At 74.3% G+C, this 22,897-nt stretch carries 7 protein-coding genes and 1 pseudogene; all 8 read left to right on the top strand.

What is annotated here, in order from left to right:
* Window positions 1-14 precede the first annotated feature (14 nt).
* Window positions 15-5,513 (top strand): annotated as a pseudogene (locus MQV74_RS41535) (SDR family NAD(P)-dependent oxidoreductase); the annotation flags it as partial.
* 77 nt (window positions 5,514-5,590) lie between these two features.
* The gene (locus tag MQV74_RS34640) at window positions 5,591-16,222 is read left to right on the top strand and encodes a type I polyketide synthase (RefSeq protein ID WP_242726918.1); all 10,632 of its coding nucleotides are present in this window, start codon (window positions 5,591-5,593) and stop codon (window positions 16,220-16,222) included.
* A gap of 43 nt (window positions 16,223-16,265) precedes the next feature.
* Window positions 16,266-17,114, top strand: coding sequence for an arylamine N-acetyltransferase (locus MQV74_RS34645; RefSeq protein ID WP_242726920.1), 849 nt, complete (start codon window positions 16,266-16,268; stop codon window positions 17,112-17,114).
* 47 nt (window positions 17,115-17,161) lie between these two features.
* Window positions 17,162-18,235 carry a 3-dehydroquinate synthase family protein gene (locus MQV74_RS34650; protein ID WP_242726922.1) on the top strand — a complete coding sequence of 358 codons (1,074 nt, stop codon included), beginning with the start codon at window positions 17,162-17,164 and terminating at the stop codon, window positions 18,233-18,235.
* A complete protein-coding gene (locus MQV74_RS34655) occupies window positions 18,232-19,512 on the top strand; it encodes a 3-deoxy-7-phosphoheptulonate synthase (protein ID WP_242726924.1) in 1,281 nt (426 codons plus the stop codon). The genes MQV74_RS34650 and MQV74_RS34655 overlap by 4 nt, the downstream gene beginning before the upstream one ends.
* Window positions 19,509-20,411 carry a shikimate dehydrogenase family protein gene (locus MQV74_RS34660; protein ID WP_242726927.1) on the top strand — a complete coding sequence of 301 codons (903 nt, stop codon included), beginning with the start codon at window positions 19,509-19,511 and terminating at the stop codon, window positions 20,409-20,411. Before MQV74_RS34655 ends, MQV74_RS34660 begins: the two co-directional genes overlap by 4 nt.
* A gap of 225 nt (window positions 20,412-20,636) precedes the next feature.
* Complete coding sequence (rifK, locus tag MQV74_RS34665; protein ID WP_242726929.1) at window positions 20,637-21,797, top strand: 3-amino-5-hydroxybenzoate synthase; 1,161 nt, start codon at window positions 20,637-20,639, stop codon at window positions 21,795-21,797.
* A complete protein-coding gene (locus MQV74_RS34670) occupies window positions 21,794-22,894 on the top strand; it encodes a Gfo/Idh/MocA family protein (RefSeq protein WP_242726931.1) in 1,101 nt (366 codons plus the stop codon). The genes rifK and MQV74_RS34670 overlap by 4 nt, the downstream gene beginning before the upstream one ends.
* Window positions 22,895-22,897: the final 3 nt, after the last annotated feature.

The following is a 22,897-nucleotide window of genomic DNA, read 5'->3' on the forward strand; positions in this document are numbered from 1 at the left end:
TGAATTCAGTGGCTGACGAGGTACAACTCCGCGACTACCTCAAGAGGGCCATCGCCGACGCCCGCGACGCCCGCAAGCGCCTGCGCGAGGTCGAGGACCAGGCGCGGGAACCGATCGCCGTCGTGTCGATGGCGTGCCGGTATCCGGGTGGTGTGGGGTCGCCGGACGAGTTGTGGAGGCTGGTGGCCGACGGGGTGGACGCGGTCTCCGGTTTCCCGGAGGACCGGGGCTGGGACTTGGAGGGGTTGTTCGATCCGGACCCTGATCATGCCGGTACGTCGTACACGAGCCGGGGTGGTTTCCTGCGCGGGGCGGGTTTGTTCGACGCGGGGTTCTTCGGTATCTCCCCGCGTGAGGCCTTGGCGATGGACCCGCAGCAGCGGCTGCTCCTGGAAACCTCCTGGGAGGCGTTGGAGCACGCGGGCATCGACCCCCTGTCGCTGAAGGGCACCGACGTCGGGGTGTTCTCCGGCGTGTCCAGCCAGGGCTACGGGGCCGGTGCCGGGGTGGTGACACCGGAGTCGGAGGGCTTCGCGGGCACGGGTGCGACGCCGAGCGTGGCCTCGGGCCGGGTGGCGTACGTGTTCGGCTTCGAGGGCCCGGCCGTCACCGTGGACACGGCGTGCTCCTCGTCCCTGGTAGCGATGCACCTGGCGGCCCAGGCCCTGCGGCACGGCGACTGCTCCATGGCCCTGGCCGGGGGCGCGATGGTGATGGCCACACCCGGCAACTTCGTGGCGTTCTCCCGGCAGCGCGGCCTGGCCACGGACGGCCGGTGCAAGGCCTTCGCGGACGGCGCCGACGGCATGGGCCTCGCCGAGGGCGCGGGTGTCGTACTCCTTGAGCGCCTTTCGGTGGCGCGCGAACGCGGGCACCGGGTCCTTGCGGTGCTGCGCGGCAGTGCGGTCAACCAGGACGGCGCGTCCAACGGCCTGACCGCCCCCAACGGCCCCTCCCAGCAGCGGGTGATCCGCAAGGCCCTCGACACGGCGGGGCTCACTCCCACGGACGTGGACGTGGTGGAGGGCCACGGTACCGGGACCGCCCTGGGCGACCCGATCGAGGCCCAGGCTCTGCTCGCGACGTACGGACGGGACCGGAATCCCGAACGGCCGCTGTGGCTGGGCTCGTTGAAGTCGAATATCGGCCATACGCAGGCCGCCGCGGGCGTGGGCAGCGTGATCAAGGTGGTGCAGGCGCTGCGCCACGGCGTCATGCCGCCCACGCTGCACGTGCAGGCGCCCACGACCGAGGTCGACTGGTCGGCGGGCGCGGTCGAGCTCCTGACGGAGGCGCGCGCGTGGCCCCGCGACGGCCGCCCGCGCCGGGCGGGTGTGTCCTCGTTCGGGGTGAGCGGGACGAACGCGCATCTGATCCTGGAGGAGGCGCCGGAGGAGCGGGTGCCGGAGGATCCGGCCCCCGTGGGCGCGGTGCCGTTGGTGGTGTCGGCGCGCAGCGCGGGTTCCCTGGCGGGGCAGGCCGGGCGTCTCGCGACGTTCATCGAGACGGCCGATGGGGCACCCCTGGCCACGGTGGCCGGGGCCCTGGTGTCCGGCCGGGCGCTTCTCGACGACCGCGCGGTGGTCGTGGCGGGCTCGACCGAGGACGCGCTCACCGGGCTGCGGGCGTTGGCGCGCGGCGAGAGCGGCCCGCATCTGGTGTCGGGCAAGGCAGGTGCGCCGGGGAAGGTGGTGTGGGTGTTCCCGGGGCAGGGGGCGCAGTGGGCCGGGATGGGGCGTGAACTTCTCGATGCTTCGCCGGTGTTCGTGGAGCGGGTGGGGGAGTGCGCGGCGGCGTTGGAGCCGTGGGTGGACTGGTCACTCGTCGACGTCCTACGAGGTGATGCTGAGCCCGAGCTGTTTGAGCGGGTGGATGTGGTGCAGCCCGCTAGTTTCGCGGTGATGCTCGGGCTGGCTTCGGTGTGGGAGTCCGTCGGGGTTCGGCCGGATGCGGTGCTTGGTCACTCGCAGGGTGAGATCGCGGCCGCGTGTGTGGCGGGGGCGTTGTCTCTTGAGGACGCGGCGCGGGTGGTGGCGTTGCGGAGTCGGGCCATCGCGGCGGGGCTGGCCGGGCGCGGAGGCATGGCGTCGGTGTCCCTGAGCGAGGTGGAGGCTGCCGCGCGGCTTGGGCCCTGGGTGGGTCGGGTGGAGGTCGCCGCTGTCAACGGGCCGTCGTCGGTGGTGGTCGCGGGTGACGCCCAAGCCTTGGACGAGGTGCTGGATTCCCTGTCGGGTGACGGCGTCCGCACGCGCCGGGTGGCGGTGGACTACGCCTCGCACACCCGCCACGTAGGGGACATCCAGGACACCCTCGCCGAAGCGTTGGCAGGCGTGGATGCGAAGGCCCCGGTGGTGCCGTTCTACTCGACCGTCACCGGCGGGTGGATCGAGGAGGCCGGGGCGCTGGACGCGGGGTACTGGTACCGCAATCTGCGCGGTCAGGTGCGGTTCGGTCCCGCCGTGGCCGAGCTGCTGCGACAGGGGCACGGCGCGTTCGTGGAGGTCAGTGCTCACCCCGTACTGGTCCAGCCGATCACCGAGGTCGTCGATGCCGCCGACAGCGCGGCGGTGGTGACGGGCTCGCTGCGGCGCGAGGAGGGCGGACTGCGGCGCCTGCTGGCCTCGATGGCCGAGGTGTTCGTGCGCGGCGTGGCTGTCGACTGGCATGGTGTGCTGCCTTCGGGGTCCGCGCGTGTGCCCCTGCCGACGTACGCCTTCGACCACCAGCACTACTGGCTCACACCGGGCGCGGAGCCGACCGACGCGGCATCGCTGGGGCAGGCCCCGGCCGATCACCCGCTCCTTGGCGCGGTCGTGCGCCTTCCGCACTCCGACGGCTTCGTCTTCACGTCCCGCCTCTCACTCCGTGCTCACCCCTGGCTGGCCGACCACGCCGTCGGTGGGGCGGTGCTCCTGCCGGGCACGGCGTTGGTGGAGCTGGCGGTGCGGGCCGGTGACGAGACCGGCTGCGGAGTCCTCGAAGAACTGGTGATCGAGGCTCCGCTGGTGGTGCCCGAGCACGGTGGGGTCCGGGTACAGGTCGTGGTGGGCGGACCGGGCGGGACCGGCGCGCGAAGCGTGGAGGTGTACTCCCAGCGCGAGGACGGCGCCGATGCCTGGACACGCCACGCCACCGGCCAGGTGACGGCATCCTCGGCCACAGCCGGGGAGAGGCCGGAACTCGATTTCGTCGCCTGGCCGCCGCCCGGCGCGCAGAAGGTCGACGTGGAAACGGGTGACTTCTACGACGGACTGGCCGCGCGGGGCTTCGCCTACGGTCCGGCGTTCCAGGGCGTGCGCGCGGTGTGGCGGCGCGGTGACGAGGTGTTCGCGGAGGTCGCCCTGCCCGAGGAGCAGCGCAAGGAAGCAGCCCGGTACGGCATCCACCCCGCGCTCCTCGACGCGGCCCTGCAAGTGGGGACGTTCGCCGCCGCCGCGGACCAGGCGGCGGAGGACACCGGGGAACCGATCCTCGCGTTCGCGTGGAACGGCCTGGTACTGCACGCGGCCGGGGCTGCGGCGCTGCGCGTACGCGTCGCGCCGAGCGGCCCGGACGCGCTGTCCGTGCACGCCGCCGACGAGACCGGTGGTCTGGTCGTGACCATGGACTCGCTGGTGTCCCGGCCGGTGTCCGCCGACCAGGTGGAGGCCGGGCCGGCCGCCACCTCGCTGTTCGGCGTGGACTGGACCGAACTGCCGCAGCTGCGGGGCGAGCCGCGGGCCTGGGTGCCCGTGGCCACCGCTGACGAGGTGGTGGCCCTGGCCGGGCGTGCCGACGTACCCCGGGTGGCCGTTCTGGAAGCCGTCGGCGGCAACGGCGAGGACGCCGTACTCGCCCTGACCACCCGGGTGTTGACCGTCGTGCAGGCGTGGCTGGCCGAGGCCGATCTCGAAGAGTCACGCCTGGTGGTGGCGACGCGGGGCGCGGTCGCCGCCGGCGGCGATGCCGCCCTGACCGATCCGGCGGCGGCCGCGGTCTGGGGTCTGGTGCGGGCCGCGCAGGCCGAGAACCCGGACCGCCTCGTCCTCCTGGACCTCGACCCGGGCTCCCCGGAGGGCGTCGACTCCGTCCTGGGGCCGGTGCTCGTCGGCGGTGAGCCGCAGATCGCGGTGCGCGGAACCACCTTCACCGTGCCCCGGCTCGCCCGCGTGATCCCTGGTGCGGAAGCGATGTTCGGGGGCATGGGGACCGTGCTCGTCTCGGGTGGCGGGTCGTTGGGTGCCTTGGTGGCCCGGCATCTCGTCGCCCGGTACGGGGTGCGGAGCCTGGTGCTGGCCAGTCGTCGGGGTGCGGATGCCGAGGGTGTAGGGGAGTTGGTCGCCGAGCTGGTCGAGCGGGGTGCGGTGGTGTCGGTCGTGGCGTGTGATGTGTCCGACCGTGACCAGGTGAAGGCACTGTTGGCGTCCGTCAGCAGTGACGAACATCCGCTGACGGGTGTCGTCCATACGGCGGGTGTCTTCGATGCCGGTGTGATCGGGGCGTTGTCCGCGGAGCGTTTGGCGGGGGTGTTCGCGCCGAAGGTGGATGCGGTGCGGCATCTGGATGAGCTGACGCGGGGCGCGGGGCTGGAGGCGTTCGTCGTGTATTCGTCGGCTTCGTCCGTCTTCATGGGGGCGGGCAGTGGTGGCTATGCGGCGGCGAACGCGTTCCTGGACGGTCTGATGGCGCATCGGCGGGCCTCGGGCCTGCCCGGCCTCTCGCTCGCCTGGGGCACGTGGGAGCACGCCACCAACATGACCACCCACCTCAGCTCCGCCGACCAGACGCGGATGAACCGGCGCGCCAACCGCACCGGCGTCGTGGGGATCAAGCCCGCCGAGGGCATGGAACTCTTCGACGCCGCCGTGGGATCCGGGCGGTCCCTGGTCGTGCCGGTCAAACTGGACCTCCAGGGCGTACGGGCCGGGGCGGCGGGCGGCGGCGGGGTGCCGCCCCTGCTGCGCGGACTCGTACCGGCGGGTCGGCAGCAGGCGCGGACGGCGGCCGCGAGCGAGGGCGAGCTGCTGCGCCGCCTGGCCGGGCTCGCCGCCGCGGAGCAGGAGGCCCTGCTGCTCGACCTGGTGCGGACGCAGGCCGCGGTCGTGCTCGGGCACAGCGGGCCGGGTGGTGTGCGGGCGGACACGGCGTTCAAGGACGTGGGGTTCGACTCGCTCACCTCGGTGGAGCTGCGCAACCGGCTGCGCGAGGCGACCGGTCTGAAGCTGCCCGCCACGCTCGTCTTCGACCAGCCGAACCCGCTGGCCCTCGCCCGGCACCTGCGCGACGGCCTCGGCGTGAGCGACGACGTGCTCGCCCGCGTGCACGCGAGGATCGAGGACGTCGAGGCGCTGATCGGCGCCCTGCCCCTCGACGCGGCCATGAAGTCCAGCGTCGCGCTCCGCCTGCAGGGCCTGGTGGCCAGGTGCAACGGCGTGCTCGGGCGGACGGACGCCGCCACGGTCGCGGAACAGCTGGAATCCGCGTCGGCCGACGAAGTCCTCGACTTCATCGACGACGAACTGGGGCTCGTGTGAGACCGGCACGCGCCGGGTCCCGTCCGGGTCCGGTGCGAGGCCCCGCGGTTCCATCCAACCTTCGTGAGGACTGAACAATGGCCACGGACGAAAAGCTCCTCCAGTACCTCAAGCGCGTCACGACCGAACTGCACCAGCTGCGGAAACAGGGCGCCTCGCACGCGGGCGAGCCCGTGGCGATCGTGGGGATGGCCTGCCGGCTGCCGGGCGGGGTGACGGGGCCGGAGGAGCTGTGGCGCCTGGTGCGCGAGGGGCGGGACGCGGTGTCGGGCTTCCCCGACGACCGGGGCTGGGAGCTGGACGGCCTCTTCGACCCGGACCCCGACAACCCCGGTACGTCCTACACCGACCAGGGCGGCTTCCTGCGCGGGGCGGGCCACTTCGACCCCGGGTTCTTCGGTATCTCCCCGCGTGAGGCCCTGGCGATGGACCCGCAGCAGCGGCTGCTCCTGGAGACCTCCTGGGAGGCGTTGGAGCACGCGGGCATCGACCCCCTGTCGCTGAAGGGCACCGACGTCGGGGTGTTCTCCGGCGTGTCCAGCCAGGGCTACGGGGCCGGTGCCGGAGCGATCGCCCCGGAGCTGGAGAGCTTCACCGGCACCGGCGTGGCGGGAAGCGTGGCCTCCGGCCGGGTGTCGTACGTCTTCGGCTTCGAGGGCCCGGCCGTCACCGTGGACACCGCGTGCTCCTCGTCGCTCGTGGCCCTCCACCTGGCCGCGCAGGCGCTACGGCAGGGCGAGTGCTCCATGGCCCTGGCCGGGGGCGCGATGGTCATGTCGACGCCCGGCACCTTCGTGGCGTTCTCGCGGCAGCGCGGCATGGCCTCCGACGGCCGGTGCAAGGCGTACGCCGACGCCGCCGACGGCATGGGCCTCGCCGAGGGCACGGGCGTGGTGGTCCTGGAGCGCCTCTCGGTCGCACAGGAGCGCGGCCACCGGATCCTCGCGGTCGTCCGGGGCAGCGCGGTCAACCAGGACGGCGCCTCCAACGGCCTCACCGCGCCCAACGGCCCCTCGCAGGAGCGCGTGATCCGCAAGGCCCTCGCCGGAGCCGGACTCGTCCCCGCGGACGTGGACGTCGTGGAGGGCCACGGCACCGGGACCGCCCTGGGCGACCCGATCGAGGCCCAGGCCCTCCTCGCCACGTACGGGCAGGGCCGCGACCCGCGACGGCCCCTGTGGCTCGGCTCGTTGAAGTCGAACATCGGACACACGCAGGCCGCCGCCGGGGTCGCCAGTGTGATCAAGATGGTGCAGGCGCTCCGGCACGGCGTCATGCCGCCCACGCTGCACGCCCAGGAGCCCACCACCGAAGTGGACTGGTCGACGGGCGCGGTCGAGCTCCTGACGGAGCCGCGCGCGTGGCCGCGCGACGACCGCCCGCGCCGGGCCGGAGTCTCCTCGTTCGGCATCAGCGGCACCAACGCGCATCTGATCCTGGAGGAAGCACCCCCGGCCGCCGCCGAGCCGCTCCCCGAACGGGCGGAGCCCGGCGGCCTGGTGCCCCTGGTGGTCTCGGCGCACGGCGCCGGGGCGCTGGCGGGCCAGGCCGCACGGCTGACGTCGTACCTCCAGTCGCGGGAGTCCGGTGAGTCCGGCGGCGTGGACCTCGTGAACGTCGCCCGGGCGCTCCTGTCGGACCGCGCGCTGCTCCACGAGCGCGCCGTGGTCGTCGCCCGCTCGGCCGGCGAGGCGCTGACCGGCCTCGGCGCGCTCGCGCGGGGCGAGAGCACAGCCGGTGTCGTGTCCGGCCGGGTCACCGGGTCGGGCGAAGTGGGCAAGGTCGTCTGGGTGTTCCCCGGGCAGGGCTCGCAGCGGGTGGGGGCGGGCCGGGAGCTGTACGAGCGGTACCCGGTCTTCGCGGAAGCCGTCGACGAGGCCTGCGAGCAGCTGGACGCGTGCCTGGCCGGACGGGTCGACCACCCCGTACGGGACGTGGTCCTGGGCACGGTCGCGGGCAGCGCCGACCTGCTGGACCAGACGGTGTTCACCCAGGCGGGCCTCTTCGCCGTGGAGAGCGCCCTGGCCCGCCTCGTGGAGTCCGGGGGCGTACGGCCGGACGCGGTGATCGGGCACTCGATCGGTGAGGTCACCGCCGCGTACGTGGCGGGTGCTCTCACGCTGCCGGACGCGGCCCGCTTGGTCGCGGCCAGGGGGCGGCTCATGCAGGCGCTGCCGCCGGGCGGTGCCATGGTCGCGGTGGCCGCGCGCGAGGAGGAGGTCGCCGGGCTGCTGCGCGAGGGCGTGGAGGTCGCGGCGGTCAACGGCCCGTCCGCGCTGGTGCTCTCCGGCGACGAGGACGCGGTCCTCGCGGTGGCTGGCCTGTTGCGGGAGCGGGGCCACAAGACGAAGCGCCTCGCGGTGTCGCACGCGTTCCACTCGCTGCGGATGGAACCGATGCTGGCCGACTTCACCGCGGAGCTCGCCGACGTGACGTGGCGGCGGCCCGTGATCCCGGTGGTCTCGAACGTGACCGGGCGGCTCGCCGGGCCCGACGAGCTCGCCGACCCGCGCTACTGGGCCGAACACGTGCGCCGACCGGTGCGGTTCGCCGAGGGCGTCGCGGCCGCCGCGGAGTTCGGCGGTGCCCTGTTCGTGGAGCTGGGACCCGGCGCGGCCCTGACCGGCCTGGTCGAGGAGACGGCCACCGCCACGACCACCGAGGTGACGTGCGTCGCCGCTCTGCGCGAAGGCCGCCCGGAGGCGGCGACGCTGCTGGCCTCGATGGCCGAGCTGTTCGTACGAGGTGTGGCCGTGGACTGGGCCGCGACGCTGCCCGCCGGGGCCGCCGCCCGGCACGTGGACCTGCCGACGTACGCCTTCGACCACCAGCACTACTGGCTCCAGGCCGGCACGTCGGCCACGGACGCCGCCTCCCTGGGACAGACGGCGGCGGACCACCCCTTGCTCGGCGCGGTGGTGCGCCTCCCGCACTCCGACGGCCTGGTCTTCACCTCGCGCCTTTCGCTGCGCACGCACCCGTGGCTGGCCGATCACGCCGTCGGCTGCGTGGCCCTCCTGCCGGGCACGGCTTTGGTGGAGCTGGCGGTGCGGGCCGGTGACGAGGCCGGATGCGGGGCCCTCGAAGAGCTGGTCGTCGAGGCCCCCTTGGTGGTGCCCGCGCGCGGCGCGGTGCGGGTGCAGGTCGCGATGGGCGCCCCGGGCGAGACGGGCACGCGCACCGTGGAGGTGTACTCCCAGCGCGAGGACGACGGCGCCGCGGACACCTGGACCCGACACGCCGCGGGCCTCCTGTCGGCCACCGCCCGCCCCAGGGACCGAGGCCGCTTCGACTTCACGGCCTGGCCGCCGCCCGGCGCGCGCCCGGTGGACGTGCGCCCCGGCGACTTCTACGACGACCTGGCCGAACGCGGCTACGGCTACGGCCCGGCCTTCCGCGGCCTGCGGACGGTGTGGCGGCGCGGCGACGAGCTCTTCGCCGAGGTCGCCCTGCCCGAGGAGCAGCGCAAGGAGGCCGACAGGTTCGGCATCCACCCCGCCCTCCTCGACGCGGCCCTGCACGCCGGGATGCTCGCCGCCACGGCGGACCCGACGGGGGAGGAACCCGCGCGGCCCGTGCTGCCGTTCGCGTGGAACGGCTTCGTGCTGCACGCCGTCGGCGCCTCGGCACTGCGGGTGCGCCTGGCCCCCGGCGGCCCCGGCGCCGTGTCCCTCACGGCGGCGGACGAGACCGGCGGCCCCGTCGTGACGATGGACTCGCTCGTGTCCCGGCCGGTGACCGAGGGCCAGTTGGAGAGCGCGGCCGACACGGCGGCCGCCACCGCGCTGTTCGGCGTGGACTGGACCGAGCTGCCCCCACCGCAGGCAGAGTCGCAGCAGTGGGTGCCGGTGGCCACCGCCGACGAGGTGGCGGCCCTGGCCGCGCGTGCCGACGTCCCCCCGGTGGCCGTCCTGGAAGCCGTCGGCGGCCACGGTGAGGAAGCGGTACTCGCCCTGACGACACGGGTGTTGGAGGTCGTCCAGGCCTGGCTGGCCGAGGCCGCCCTTGAGGAGTCCCGCCTCGCCGTCGTGACCCGGGGGGCGGTGCCCGCGGGTTCGGGTGTGGTGAGTGACCCGGCGGGGGCGGCTGTGTGGGGTCTGGTGCGTGCGGCCCAGGCGGAGAATCCGGACCGTTTCGTTCTGCTGGATACCGACACCATGGCGGACGGCTCTTTGGACGTGGTGCTCGGCGTGGCCCTCGCCAGTGACGAGCCGCAGGTCGCGGTGCGTGGAACGAGGTACTGCGTGCCCAGGCTTGTCCGTGTCGCCGGTCGGGTGCCGGGGGCGGGGAACACATTCGGCTCTGGAAAGAGCGTTCTACTCACTGGTGGAACAGGTTCCCTGGGGGGCCTGGTGGCCCGCCATCTGGTCGCCCGGCACGGTGTACGGCACCTTCTGCTTGCCAGTCGCCGGGGCGCGGACGCCGAGGGCGTACCGGAGCTGGTGGCGGAACTCGCCGAGCAGGGGGCGACCGTATCGGTCGTGGCGTGCGACGTCTCCGACCGCGAGCAGGTCCGTGACCTGCTGGCGTCCGTACCCGACGAACACCGGCTGGGCGGCGTCGTGCACACCGCGGGCGTGCTGGACGACGGGGTCATCGGGGCGCTGACCCCGGAGCGCCTCGCGGGGGTGTTCGCGCCGAAGGTGGACGCGGTGCGGCACCTCGACGAGCTGACCCGGGGCCTCGACCTCGACGCGTTCATCGTCTACTCCTCGGCGGCGGGCGTGTTCGGATCGGCGGGCCAGGGCAACTACGCGGCGGCCAACGCCTACCTCGACGGTCTGATGGCGCGACGGCGCGCGGCGGGCCTGCCCGGGCTCTCCCTCGCCTGGGGCCTGTGGGAACAGACCGCGGGCATGACCGCGCACCTCGACGACGTCGACCAGGCACGCGCGAACCGCGGCGGCGTGCTGGCCATCACGGCCGCCGAAGGCATGGAGCTGTTCGACGCCGCGGTGGCGTCCGGGCAGCCGTTGCTGGTCCCGATCAAGCTGGACCTGCGGGGAGCCCGCGCCGGTGCGGCGTCCGGCGGCGCGGTCCCGCATCTGCTGCGCGGTCTCGTCCGGGCGGGACGGCAGCAGGCGCGGGCCTCCTCCGGCGACGTCGAGCTGTCCCGGCGCCTGGCCGGGCTCGCCGCGGCGGAACAGGAGGCCCTGCTGCTCGACCTCGTCCGTACCCAGGCCGCGGTTGTCCTCGGGCACGCGGGCCCCGGGGGCGTACGGCCGGACACGGCCTTCAACGAAGCCGGGTTCGACTCCCTCACCTCGGTGGAACTGCGCAACCGACTCCGCGAGGCGACCGCTCTCAAGTTCCCAGCCACCCTCGTCTTCGACCACCCGACCCCGGAGGCGCTCGCCCGCTATCTGCGCGAGGAACTGGCCGGGGCGGCGGACGGCGCCACGGCCCCGTCCGCGTCGTCCGTGGCCGGGGATCCGGACGAGCCGATCGCGATCGTCGGGATGGCGTGCCGGCTGCCCGGCGGGGTGGTGGACCCCGAGGGCTTGTGGCGGCTGGTACGGGAGGGCCGCGAGGGCATGTCGGGCTTCCCGGAGGACCGTGGCTGGGACCTGGAGGGGTTGTTCGACGCGGATCCCGACAACGCCGGTACGTCGTACGCCAGTCAGGGTGGGTTCCTCCAGGGCGCGGGCCTCTTCGACCCCGGGTTCTTCGGCATCTCCCCGCGCGAGGCGCAGGCGATGGACCCGCAGCAGCGGCTGCTCCTGGAGACCTCCTGGGAGGCGCTGGAGCAGGCGGGCATCGACCCGGTGGCGCTGAAGGGCACGGATGTCGGGGTGTTCTCCGGGGTGTCCACCCAGGGCTACGGGATGGGCGCGGACGCTCGGGACGTGGAGGGCTATACGGGCACCGGCTCGGCGCCGAGCGTGGCCTCGGGCCGGGTGGCGTACGCCTTCGGTTTCGAGGGCCCGGCGGTCACGGTGGACACGGCGTGCTCCTCGTCGCTGGTGGCGATGCATGTGGCCGCGCAGGCGCTGCGGCAGGGCGAGTGCTCGATGGCCCTGGCCGGTGGCGTCGCCGTGATGGCGACGCCCGGGGCCTTCGTGGAGTTCTCCCGGCAGCGGGGCCTGGCCACCGACGGGCGCTGCAAGTCCTACGCGGCGGGCGCCGACGGCACCGGCTGGTCCGAGGGCGTCGGTCTGGTGGTCCTTGAGCGCCTGTCGGCGGCGCGCGAGCGCGGGCACCGGATCCTGGCCGTGCTGCGGGGCAGCGCCGTGAACCAGGACGGCGCGTCCAACGGCCTCACCGCCCCGAACGGCCCTTCCCAACAGCGTGTGATCCGTAAGGCCCTGGCCCACGCGGGCCTCGCCCCGGCCGACGTGGACGTGGTGGAGGGTCACGGCACGGGCACGACCCTGGGCGACCCGATCGAGGCGCAGGCGCTCCTGGCGACGTACGGGCAGGGTCGGGATCCCGAACGGCCGCTGTGGCTGGGCTCGTTGAAGTCGAACATCGGCCATGCGCAGGCCGCCGCCGGTGTGGCGGGTGTGATCAAGATGGTGCAGGCGCTGCGGCACGCGGTCATGCCCCCCACCCTGCACGTGGACGAGCCGACGACCGAGGTCGACTGGTCGACGGGCGCGGTGGAGCTCCTGACGGAGGCGCGCGCGTGGCCGCGCGACGGGCGTCCGCGCCGGGCCGGAGTGTCCGCGTTCGGCATCAGCGGCACGAACGCGCATCTGATCCTGGAGGAGGCGCCCGAGGAGCCGGTCTCGGAGGCTGTTGTCCCTGTGGGTGTGGTGCCGTTGGTGGTGTCGGCGCGGAGCCGGGCTTCACTGGCGGGGCAGGCCGGGCGCCTCGCGTCGTACGTGGAGTCGGGCGCTGACGCTTCGCTGGCGGATGTGGCCGGGGCCTTGGTCTCCGGTCGGGCCGTGCTGGGTGAGCGTGCGGTGGTGGTGGCGGGTTCGGGCGAGGAGGCGCTGGCCGGGTTGCGGGCGCTTGAGCGGGGTGAGAGCGGCCCGCATCTGGTGTCGGGCAGTGGGGGTGCGCCGGGGAAGGTGGTGTGGGTGTTCCCGGGGCAGGGGGCGCAGTGGGCGGGGATGGGCCGTGAGCTCCTGGACTCGTCGCCGGTGTTCGTGGAGCGGGTGGGGGAGTGTGCGGCTGCCCTTGAGCCGTGGGTGGACTGGTCACTCGTCGACGTCCTACGGGGTGAGGCGGATCCCGAGCTGTTTGAGCGGGTGGATGTGGTGCAGCCCGCGAGTTTCGCGGTGATGCTCGGGCTGGCTGCGGTGTGGGAGTCCGTCGGGGTCCGGCCGGATGCGGTGCTCGGTCACTCGCAGGGGGAGATCGCGGCGGCCTGTGTGGCGGGGGCGCTGACCCTGGAGGACGCGGCGCGGGTGGTGGCGTTGCGGAGTCAGGCCATCGCGGCGCGGCTCGCCGGGCGCGGCGGGATGGCCTCGGTGGCGCTGAGTGAGGCGGAGGCTCTGGGGAGGCTGGGGCCCTGGGCGGATCGGATCCAGGTCGCGGCCGTCAACGGGCCCTCGTCCGTGGTGATCGCGGGTGACGCCCAAGCCTTGGACGAGGCCCTGGAGGCCCTGTCCGGGGACGGCGTCCGCACGCGCCGGGTCGCGGTGGACTACGCCTCCCACACCCGTCACGTCGAGGACATCCAGGACGTGCTGGCCGAAGCACTGGCAGGCGTGGACGCGAAGGCCCCGGCAGTGCCGTTCTACTCCACCGTGACCGGCGGCTGGGTGGCGGAGGCCGGGGTCCTGGACGCCGCGTACTGGTACCGCAACCTGCGTGAGCAAGTGCGGTTCGGTCCCGCCGTCCACGACCTGCTCACGCAGGGCCACGGGGTGTTCGTGGAGGTCAGTGCCCACCCCGTACTGGTCCAGCCGGTCACCGAGGTCGTCGATGCCGCCGACAGCGCGGCGGTGGTGACGGGCACGCTGCGGCGCGAGGAGGGCGGACTGCGGCGCCTGCTGGCCTCGATGGCCGAACTGTTCGTCAAGGGCGTGCGCGTGGAGTGGGCGGGTGCGCTGCCCGCCGGAGCCGGGAACTCGCGTGCGGACCTGCCGACGTACGCCTTCGACCACCGGCACTACTGGCTCAAGCCTGCCGAGTCGGCGACGGGCGCGGCGGCGCTGGGCCTCGCCGGGGCCGGTCACCCGTTGCTGGGCGCGGTGGTGCGCCTTCCGCAGACGGACGGGCTCGTGTTCACCTCGCGCCTTTCCCTGCGGACGCACCCGTGGCTGGCCGACCACGCGGTCAGCGGTGTCGTACTCGTCCCGGGCACGGGGCTCGTGGAGCTGGCGGTGCGGGCCGGTGACGAGGCCGGGTGCGGGATCCTCGAAGAGCTGGTGATCGAGGCGCCGCTCGTGGTGCCCCGGCGCGGCGGGGTGCGCGTGCAGGTCGCGGTGGGCGGACCGGGCGAGACCGGCGCGCGGACCGTGGAGGTGTACTCCCAGCACGAGGACGACGGCGGCGCCGACACGTGGACGCGGCACGCCACCGGCCTCCTCGCCGCCATCGGGCACCCCAGCGATCTGAGCGGCTACGACTTCACGGCCTGGCCGCCGCCCGGCGCGGAACCGGTGGACATCGGCGACGGCTACGGTCGGCTCGCCGGGGGCGGCTACGGGTACGGCCCGGCGTTCCGGGGCGTGCGCGCGGTGTGGCGGCGTGGCGACGAGGTGTTCGCCGAGGTCGCCCTGCCCGAGGAGCAGCGGGAGGAAGCGGGCAGGTACGGCATCCACCCCGCGCTTCTCGACGCGGCCCTGCACTCGACCATGCTGAACGCCGTGGCGGCGGTCACGGCGGCCGCCGGTGACGGCGCAGCGGACGGCCTCGAACTGCGGCTGCCCTTCGCCTGGAACGGGCTCGCACTGCACGCGGCGGGCGCCTCGGCCCTGCGGGTCCGCGTGGCGAAGCCCGAGCGCGACGCCCTGTCGCTGGAGGCTGTGGACGAGGCCGGTGGCCTGGTCGTGACGTTGGACTCGCTGGTCGGCCGGGTGGTGTCCGCCGAGCAGCTGGAGACGGCGTCGGACACGGCACGGGCCGACTCGCTGTTCCGGGTGGAGTGGACGGAGCTGCCCCCGATGCGACAGGCGCGGACCTCGCCGTCGTGCGTGGCGGTGGCCACGGCGGAGGAGGTGGCGACGCTGGCCGACGACGTGGAGTCGGGCGCGGCGGCCCCCGAGCTGGCGGTCATGGACGCCGTCGGCGGCGACGAGGAGGACGCCGCGCTGTCCCTGACCTCCCGGGTGCTCGACGTCGTGCAGTGCTGGCTGGCCGGGACCGGGCTGGAAGAGTCGCGGCTGCTGGTGGTCACCCGGGGCGCGGTGCCCGCCGGGGGCGAGGACACCGTGCGGGATCCGGCAGGGGCGGCCGTGTGGGGCCTGGTGCGGGCCGCGCAGGCCGAGCATCCGGACCGTATCGTCCTGCTGGATGTCGACGCCGATGGAGACGCCGATGTCAACGCGGATACCGGCGCGGAGTCCGTCCTGGGCGCGGTCCTCGCCAGCGGCGAGCCGCAGGTCGCCGTGCGCGGCACGGTCCTCTCCGTCCCTCGCCTCGCCCGCGCCACCGGCCAAGTCCCTGACGCGTCACCGGTGTTCGGCCCGGAGGGGACCGTCCTGATCTCGGGCGCCGGATCCCTCGGCGCCCTCGCGGCCCGGCACCTGGTCACCCGGTACGGCGTACGGCATCTGCTGCTGGCCAGTCGTCGGGGAGCGGAGGCGGAGGGCGTGCCGGAGCTGGTGGACGACCTCACCCGAGAGGGCGCGACGGTGTCGGTGGTGGCGTGTGACGTGTCCGACCGCGACCAGGTGAAGGCCTTGCTGGCGGGCGTACCGGACGAGCACCGCCTGACCGGCGTCGTGCACACCGCCGGCGTGACGGACGACGGCGTGATCGGGGCGCTGACGCCGGAGCGTCTTGAGCGGGTGTTCGCGCCGAAGGTGGACGCGGTGCGGCACCTGGACGGGCTGACGCGTGAACTGGGTCTGGATCTCGGTGCGTTCGTCGTCTACTCGTCCGTGTCCGGTGTCTTTATGGGGGCGGGCAGTGGCAGTTACGCCGCTGCGAACGCCTTCCTGGACGGTCTGATGGCCAAGCGGCGGGCGGCGGGTCTGCCGGGCCTGTCCCTGGCCTGGGGCCTGTGGGAGCAGACCAGCGGCATGGCCGCCCACACGGACGACCTCACCAAGAGCCGGATGAGCCGCCGGGGCGGGCTGCGGGGGATGACTCCGGCGGAGGGCATGGAGCTGTTCGACGCGGCCGTGGGCTCCGGGCAGGCCCTGCTGGTACCGGCCAGGCTGGACCTGCGGGGCGTCCGCGCCGACGCGGCGGCCGGGGGCGGGGTACCGCACCTGCTGCGCGGCCTCGTCCGCGCCGGACGGCAACAGGCGCACGCGGCGGGCGGTGACGAGTACCGGCAGCTGTCCGAGCGGCTCGCCGCACTGCCCGCGGCCGAGCAGGCGACGGTGCTGCTCGACCTGGTGCGGAGCCAGGTGGCGGCGGTCCTCGGCCACGGCACGACGTACCACATCGACGCCGACCAGGGGCTCTTCGAGATCGGCTTCGACTCCCTCACGGCCATCGAGCTGCGCAACCGGCTCCGCACCCTCACCGAGCGGAAGCTCGCCCCCGGCCTCGTCTTCGACCACCCGACGCCAGGAAGGCTCGCCGCGCACCTGCACGCGCTGATGTGCGGCGAACAGGCCGCGACCCCGGTGGCGCTCTCCGTATGAACCCAGCGATCCCCCTGCGGAACCCATGGAAAGAGGCGACGACGTGTTCGACGTGAGCGACTACCTCCAGCGGATCGGCTGCGGCGGCGAGACCGGCGTGGACGCCGCGACGCTGCGGAAACTGCACAAGAGCCACCTCATGGCGATTCCCTACAACGGCGCCGCCCAGGACCTGCGCGACGGGATCCGCCTCGTCGACCTCGACGAGGACGCCCTGTTCGAGACGAGCGTCGTCGACGGGCACGGCGGCACCTGCTTCCAGCTGGCCCGGCTCTTCCACCGGCTGCTCGGTGAACTCGGCTACGACGTCACGCTGCTGGCGGCCAGCACCGCCGAAGGCCGCGAGAACTTCGGGCTCGACGTGGAGCACATGTTCAGCCGGGTCGCCCTGGACGGCGAGGAGTGGCTCGTCGACGTCGGCTACCCGGGGCCCCACTACATCGAGCCGCTGCGGATCACCGGCACGGTGCAGACCCAGTACGGATGCCAGTACCGCCTGGTCGAGAACGCGTCCGGGTTCGCCCTCCAGCGCCGGGGGCGGGTCAGCCGGTGGAGCGTCGTCTACACCTTCACGACCAAGCCCCGGCAGTGGAGCGACTGGAAGGAACTGGAGGAGCACCTCAACCGGGAGTACGCGGTCACCGCCCCCGCGCCCGACGCGTGCCCGATCGCGCGCGGAACGGACCGCATCTTCGCGGAGATCGAGGCGGCCACCGGGGCGCACGACGGCCTGGACGTCCTGTGCGGGCGCACCTTCGACGACGGCCAGGTCGTCCTGAAGGGGCGGCGCTGTCTGACGGTCCGCGGCGGCCGCGAGGAGGTCCGCACGATCAAGGACGACGACGAGCACCGCGACCTGGTCTTCCGCATTCTGTCCGGCGAACTCAGCTGACCTCGCGCCGCGCGCACCACCCGCGCGGCGCCCCGAAGGGGGACAAGATGGCTTCCGTACCGCTGCGCCTCACCGACCACGCGTACGACGTGCTGATCGGCCCGGGGGTACGCGCGTCGCTCACCGACGTGGTCCGGCGCCTCGGCGCCGGGCGGGCCGTCGTCGTGTCGGCACGCCCGCGCGAGTGGGTGCCCGACACCGGCGTCGAGACGCTGCTGCTGCCGGCCCGCGACGGCGAGCGGGACAAGACCCTCGCCACGGTGGAGGCGCTGTGCGGCGAGTTCGTACGGTGCGGACTCACCCGGTCCGACGTCGTCGTGTCCTGCGGCGGCGGGACGACCACCGACGTGGTCGGCCTCGCGGCCGCGCTGTACCACCGGGGTGTGCCCGTGGTGCACCTGCCCACCACGCTGCTCGCCCAGGTCGACGCCAGCGTCGGCGGCAAGACGGCGGTGAACCTGTCGGCCGGGAAGAACCTCGTCGGGGCCTACTGGCAGCCCAGTGCGGTGCTGTGCGACACCGACTACCTCGCGACCCTGCCGCGCAGGGAACTCCTGAACGGGCTCGGAGAGATCGCCCGCTGTCACTTCATCGGCGCGGCCGACCTGCGCGGACTGCCGCTCGTGGAGCAGATCACCGCGAGCGTCACCCTCAAGGCCCGCATCGTGGAGGCGGACGAGCGGGACACCGGGGTGCGGCACATCCTCAACTACGGCCACACGCTGGGCCACGCCCTGGAGAAGGAGACCGGCTACGCCCTGCGCCACGGCGAGGCGGTGGCCGTCGGCACGGTCTTCGCGGGCCGCCTCGCCGGTGCCCTGGGCCGGATCGGCCCGGCCCGGGTGGCGGAACACCAGGACGTCGTCCAGTACTACGGGCTGCCCGCCGCGCTGCCCGCCGAGGCCGACCCCGCCGCCCTGCTGCGGCTGATGCGGCACGACAAGAAGGCGCTCACCGGCCTCGCCTTCGCCCTGGACGGCCCCGACGGCGCCGAGCTGGTGAGCGACGTGCCGCAGGAGGTCGTCGCCCGCGTCCTGGAAGGGATGCCCCGGGCGCCCCTCGCCGATCTCGTCGGCGCCGCCGGGCCCGGGGTTCCCGCGACCGAAGCGGCCCGGACATGAGCCGCCCGCCCCGGCCCGCAGCGGAACCCGACGCCGCCGGACCCGTGCACCGCCTCCTGGCCGACCGCCTCGCGGCGGCCCTGGCCAGGCCGGTCGCACAGCAGCCGGACTGGCCGGACCCGGAGCGGGCGCGGGCCGTCGTGGCGGCCCTGAGCCGGGCCGAGCCGCTCGTGACCCCCGCCGAGACCGCGCGCCTGGCGGAGCGGCTCGCCGCGGTCGCGCGCGGCGAGGCGTTCCTGCTCCAGGGCGGTGACTGCGCCGAAGCCTTCGCCGAGAACACCGAGGCCCACCAGCGGGCCAACCTGGGCCTGCTCACCGACATGGCCGCGGTGCTCGCCCGCCGCGCGGGACGGCCCGTCGTCACGGTCGCCCGGATGGCCGGGCAGTACGCCAAGCCGCGCTCCCGGCCCCTGGACGCGCGGGGCCTTCCCGTCTACCGCGGCGACCTGGTCAACTCGATCGAGCCCACGCCCGCGGCCCGCACCCCGGACCCCTCCCGGATGCTGCGGGCCCGCGCCGACGCCGCCGACGCCATGGCCGTGGTCCGGGACTTCAGGACCGGCACGCGGGCACGGCCCGACGACGACCTCTACGTCAGCCACGAGGCGCTCGTGCTCGACTACGAGCGGACCTCGCTGCGGGCGGACCTCAGCGGCCCCGAGCCCCGGCTCGCCAGCGGCCTCGGGCACTTCCTGTGGGTCGGCGAGCGCACCCGCGACCTCGACGGCGCGCACATCGCGTTCGCGGAGCTCCTGTCCAACCCGATCGGCCTCAAGCTCGGCCCCCGCACCACCCCGGAGCAGGCCCTCGCCTACGTGCGCAGGCTCGACCCGCACGGCGAACCGGGACGCCTCACACTGATCAGCCGCATGGGGCACACCCGGGTCCGCGCCGTCCTGCCCGCGATCGTGGAGAAGGTCACCGCCTCCGGACACCAGGTGGTCTGGCAGTGCGACCCGATGCACGGCAACACGTACACGTCGGCAGGCGGCCACAAGACCCGCGCGCTCCGGCACGTCGTCGACGAGATCCGCGGGTTCTTCGAGGTGCACCGGCGCCTCGGCACCCACCCCGGCGGCCTGCACGTCGAGCTCACCGGTGACGACGTCACGGAGTGCCTCGGCGGCCCTCGCGGCCTCACCGAGGCCGACCTGCCCGCCCGCTACCGCACGGCCTGCGACCCGCGCCTCAACGCGGAGCAGTCGATGGAACTCGCCGCCGCCGTCGCGGAGCTGGCGGCGACCGGTGTCACGGACAGAAAGGTGAGACTGCGATGACCGGACACCTCCCCGCCAAGGAGCACCCGCCCGCCAAGGAGCACCCGCCCGCCGAGGAACACCCTTCCGCCGAGGGACACTCTGCCGCCCCCGGACACCCTCCCGCCACGCCCATCACGGGCACCACCCGGCTGTACGCCGTCCTGGGCGACCCCGTCGCCCAGGTCCAGTCGCCCGCCCTGATGAACCCGCTCTTCGCGCGCCTCGGCCGGGACGCGGTGCTCGTGCCGGTGCACGCCCGGCCGCCGCACCTCGAAGCCGTCGTACGCGGCCTGCGGCGGATCGACAACCTCGACGGCATGTTCGTCACCGTCCCGCACAAGGCGGCCGTGCGCGCGCTCGCCGACCGGCGCGGCCCGACCGTGGACATCGTCGGCAGCGCCAACGTGCTGCGCCGGGAGGCAGATGGCGGCTGGCTCGCGGAGAACTTCGACGGCTCGGGCTTCGTGACGGGACTCGTTGCCGCCGGGCACGAACCCAAGGGCACCCACGTGGCGCTCGTCGGGACGGGCGGTGCGGGCAGCGCCATCGCCGCGGCCCTCCTCGCTGCGGGCGTCGACCGCCTCTCCGCGTACGACACGGACACCGCGCGGCTCGGCGCCCTCGTCGCCCGCCTCGACGCGCACTGGCCCGGCCGGGTCCACGCGCTGACCGGACCGCACCCGCGGGGCGCCGACATCGCCGTGAACGCCACCCCGCTCGGACTGCGCCCCGACGATCCGCTGCCCTTCCCGCCGGACTCCCTGCGGCCGGGCGGCGTGGTGGCCGACATCGTCATGAAGCCCCGCGAGACGCGGCTCCTGCGCGAGGCGGCCGCCCTGGGACACCCCGTCCATCACGGCATCCACATGCTGGAGGGCCAACTGGACGCCTATCAGGCCTTCTTCGGCCTCGCCTAGCGACGGCGCCGACTACCTGACCGAGGGATGCGGGGGCGCCGCCGGGCCTCTACTTTGGACCTGTTGGTCAGCTTTTCTTCCGACGCGTGACGCCGCACGGGGCGGAGTGCGCGCGACGTCCGCGATCTCGACGCCGAGTGCCCCCGTGCGCCCGCGTCCCCCTCCACGGCACGCGGCCCCGACCGCCCCGCGCCCCGCGTCGAGCCCATCCACGGTTGGAGACACATGAACGTGCGACAGGCGCCGGAGTACCCCGCGTGGCCGCAGTACGACGTGCAGGAGCGGGACGGGCTCGTCCGCGCCCTCGAACAGGGCCAGTGGTGGCGGATGGGCGGCAGTGAAGTCGACTCCTTCGAGCGGGAGTTCGCCGAGCACCACGGCGCCCCCCACGCCCTCGCGGTCACGAACGGCACGCACGCCCTCGAACTCGCCCTCCAGTGCATGGGCGTCGGCCCCGGCACCGAGGTCATCGTCCCGGCCTTCACCTTCATCTCCTCCTCCCAGGCGGCGCAGCGCCTCGGCGCGGTCGCCGTGCCGGTGGACGTCGACGAGGACACGTACTCCATCGACGTGGCGGCGACCGCCGCCGCCGTGACCCCCAGGACCCGGGTGATCATGCCCGTGCACATGGCGGGCTTCATGGCCGACATGGACGCCCTCGCCAAGCTCTCCGCCGACACGGGCGTGCCGCTGCTCCAGGACGCCGCGCACGCCCACGGCGCCCGCTGGCGCGGGAAGCGCGTCGGCGAACTCGGCTCCGTGGCCGCGTTCAGCTTCCAGAACGGCAAGCTGATGACCGCCGGTGAGGGCGGCGCCGTCCTGTTCCCCGACACGGAGCTGTACGAGACCGCGTTCCTGCGGCACAGCTGCGGGCGGCCCCGCACCGACCGCAGGTACCTGCACGAGATCGCCGGATCCAATCTGCGGCTCAACGAGTTCTCGGCGGCGGTGCTCCGGGCCCAGCTCGGCCGCCTCGACCAGCAGGTGACCACCCGTCAGCAGCGCTGGGCGCTGCTGTCCGGGCTCCTCGGCGCGATCGACCAAGTGACCCCGCAGCGCGGCGACGAGCGCACCGACTTCCCCTCCCACTACATGGCGATGTTCCGCGTCCCCGGCATCGGCGAGGAGGGGCGCAACGCCCTCGTCGACCGGCTCGTCGAGGCGGGCGTCCCGGCGTTCGCGGGCTTCCGCGCGATCTACCGCACCGCCGCCTTCTGGGAGTTCGGCGCGCCCGACGAGACCCCCGACGAGGTCGCCGAGCGCTGCCCCCGAACCGAGGCCATCAGCCAGGACTGCGTCTGGCTCCACCACCGGGTGCTGCTCGCCGACGAGCGGGCCCTGCACGAGACCGCCGCGATCGTCGCGGACGCTGTGGCCGCCATATGAGCGTCAGGACGGCCGTCGTCGGGCTCGGCTGGGCGGGCCGGGAGCTCTGGGCGCCCCGGCTGCGGGCGCACGCCGACTTCGACGTGGTGGCCGTGGTCGACACCGAAGCCGTGGCGCGCGCGGCGTTCGATGCCCTGCCGGGCGTGCCCGTGCACCCGGCGGCGGACGCGCTCACCGCGGCGGACGTCGACCTCGCCGTCGTCGCCGTACCCAACCATCTGCACGCCGAGGTGGCCGGAGCCCTCCTCGGCAGGGGCGTCTCCGTCTTCCTGGAGAAGCCGGTGTGCCTGACCACCGTCGAGGCCGATACCCTGGCCGCCGCCGAACGCGCGGGCGGGGCCACCCTCCTCGCGGGCAGCGCGGCCCCCCACCGCGGCGACGTGGCGGCCCTCGCGGCCCTGGTGCCGGACCTCGGACACGTCCGGCACGCCGAGCTCTCCTGGGTCAGGGCGCGCGGCGTGCCGAGGGCGGGCGGCTGGTTCACCCGGCGCGGCGAGGCGGGCGGCGGGGTCCTCTTCGACCTCGGCTGGCACCTGTTCGACACGCTCGCCGCACTGCTCGGCCCGGCCCCCTTCACCCAGGTCGTCGGCGTGACGTCGAGCGACTTCGTCAACGCCCCGGCCTGGGGTGCGGCCTGGCGGCGCGACAGGACCGGCGCCGAGGCCGCCGGCGACGTCGAGGACACCGCACGGGGCTTCCTCGTCCGCGCCGACGGGATCTCCGTGGGGCTGCGCGCAGGCTGGGCGTCGCACGAGGCCCTGGACGTCACCCGGATCCAGCTCGCGGGCAGCGCGGGCACCGCCGAGCTGCGCTGCACCTTCGGCTTCAGCCCCCATCGCGCCCCCGAGCCCGTCCTGACGCTGACGCGCGAAGGCACCACCACGCGGGTCCCGGTGCCGGACGAGCCGATCGGCGACGAGTACCGGCGGCAGCTGGACGGCCTCGCCGCCGTCCTGAAGGAACCGGGCAGCCGCGGCCGGGCCATCGGCGAGGCCCGCACGACGGTCCGCGTCATCGAGGACTTCTACGCCTCGGCCCGCTCCGCGCACCCGCGCGACGGCGTGCCCGCGGGGCGGTGGACGGGGGAGAGCCAGTGACAC

It is taken from the genome of Streptomyces sp. AN091965, from assembly GCF_022698285.1.
In the GTDB taxonomy this organism is placed as follows: domain Bacteria; phylum Actinomycetota; class Actinomycetes; order Streptomycetales; family Streptomycetaceae; genus Streptomyces.

Coding starts and splice junctions, on each gene's coding strand:
- MQV74_RS34640 (WP_242726918.1), top strand. CDS start 5,591: ATGGCCACGGACGAAAAGCTCCTCCAGTACCTCAAGCGCGTCACGACC.
- MQV74_RS34650 (WP_242726922.1), top strand. CDS start 17,162: ATGGCTTCCGTACCGCTGCGCCTCACCGACCACGCGTACGACGTGCTG.
- MQV74_RS34655 (WP_242726924.1), top strand. CDS start 18,232: ATGAGCCGCCCGCCCCGGCCCGCAGCGGAACCCGACGCCGCCGGACCC.
- MQV74_RS34660 (WP_242726927.1), top strand. CDS start 19,509: ATGACCGGACACCTCCCCGCCAAGGAGCACCCGCCCGCCAAGGAGCAC.
- rifK (WP_242726929.1), top strand. CDS start 20,637: ATGAACGTGCGACAGGCGCCGGAGTACCCCGCGTGGCCGCAGTACGAC.
- MQV74_RS34670 (WP_242726931.1), top strand. CDS start 21,794: ATGAGCGTCAGGACGGCCGTCGTCGGGCTCGGCTGGGCGGGCCGGGAG.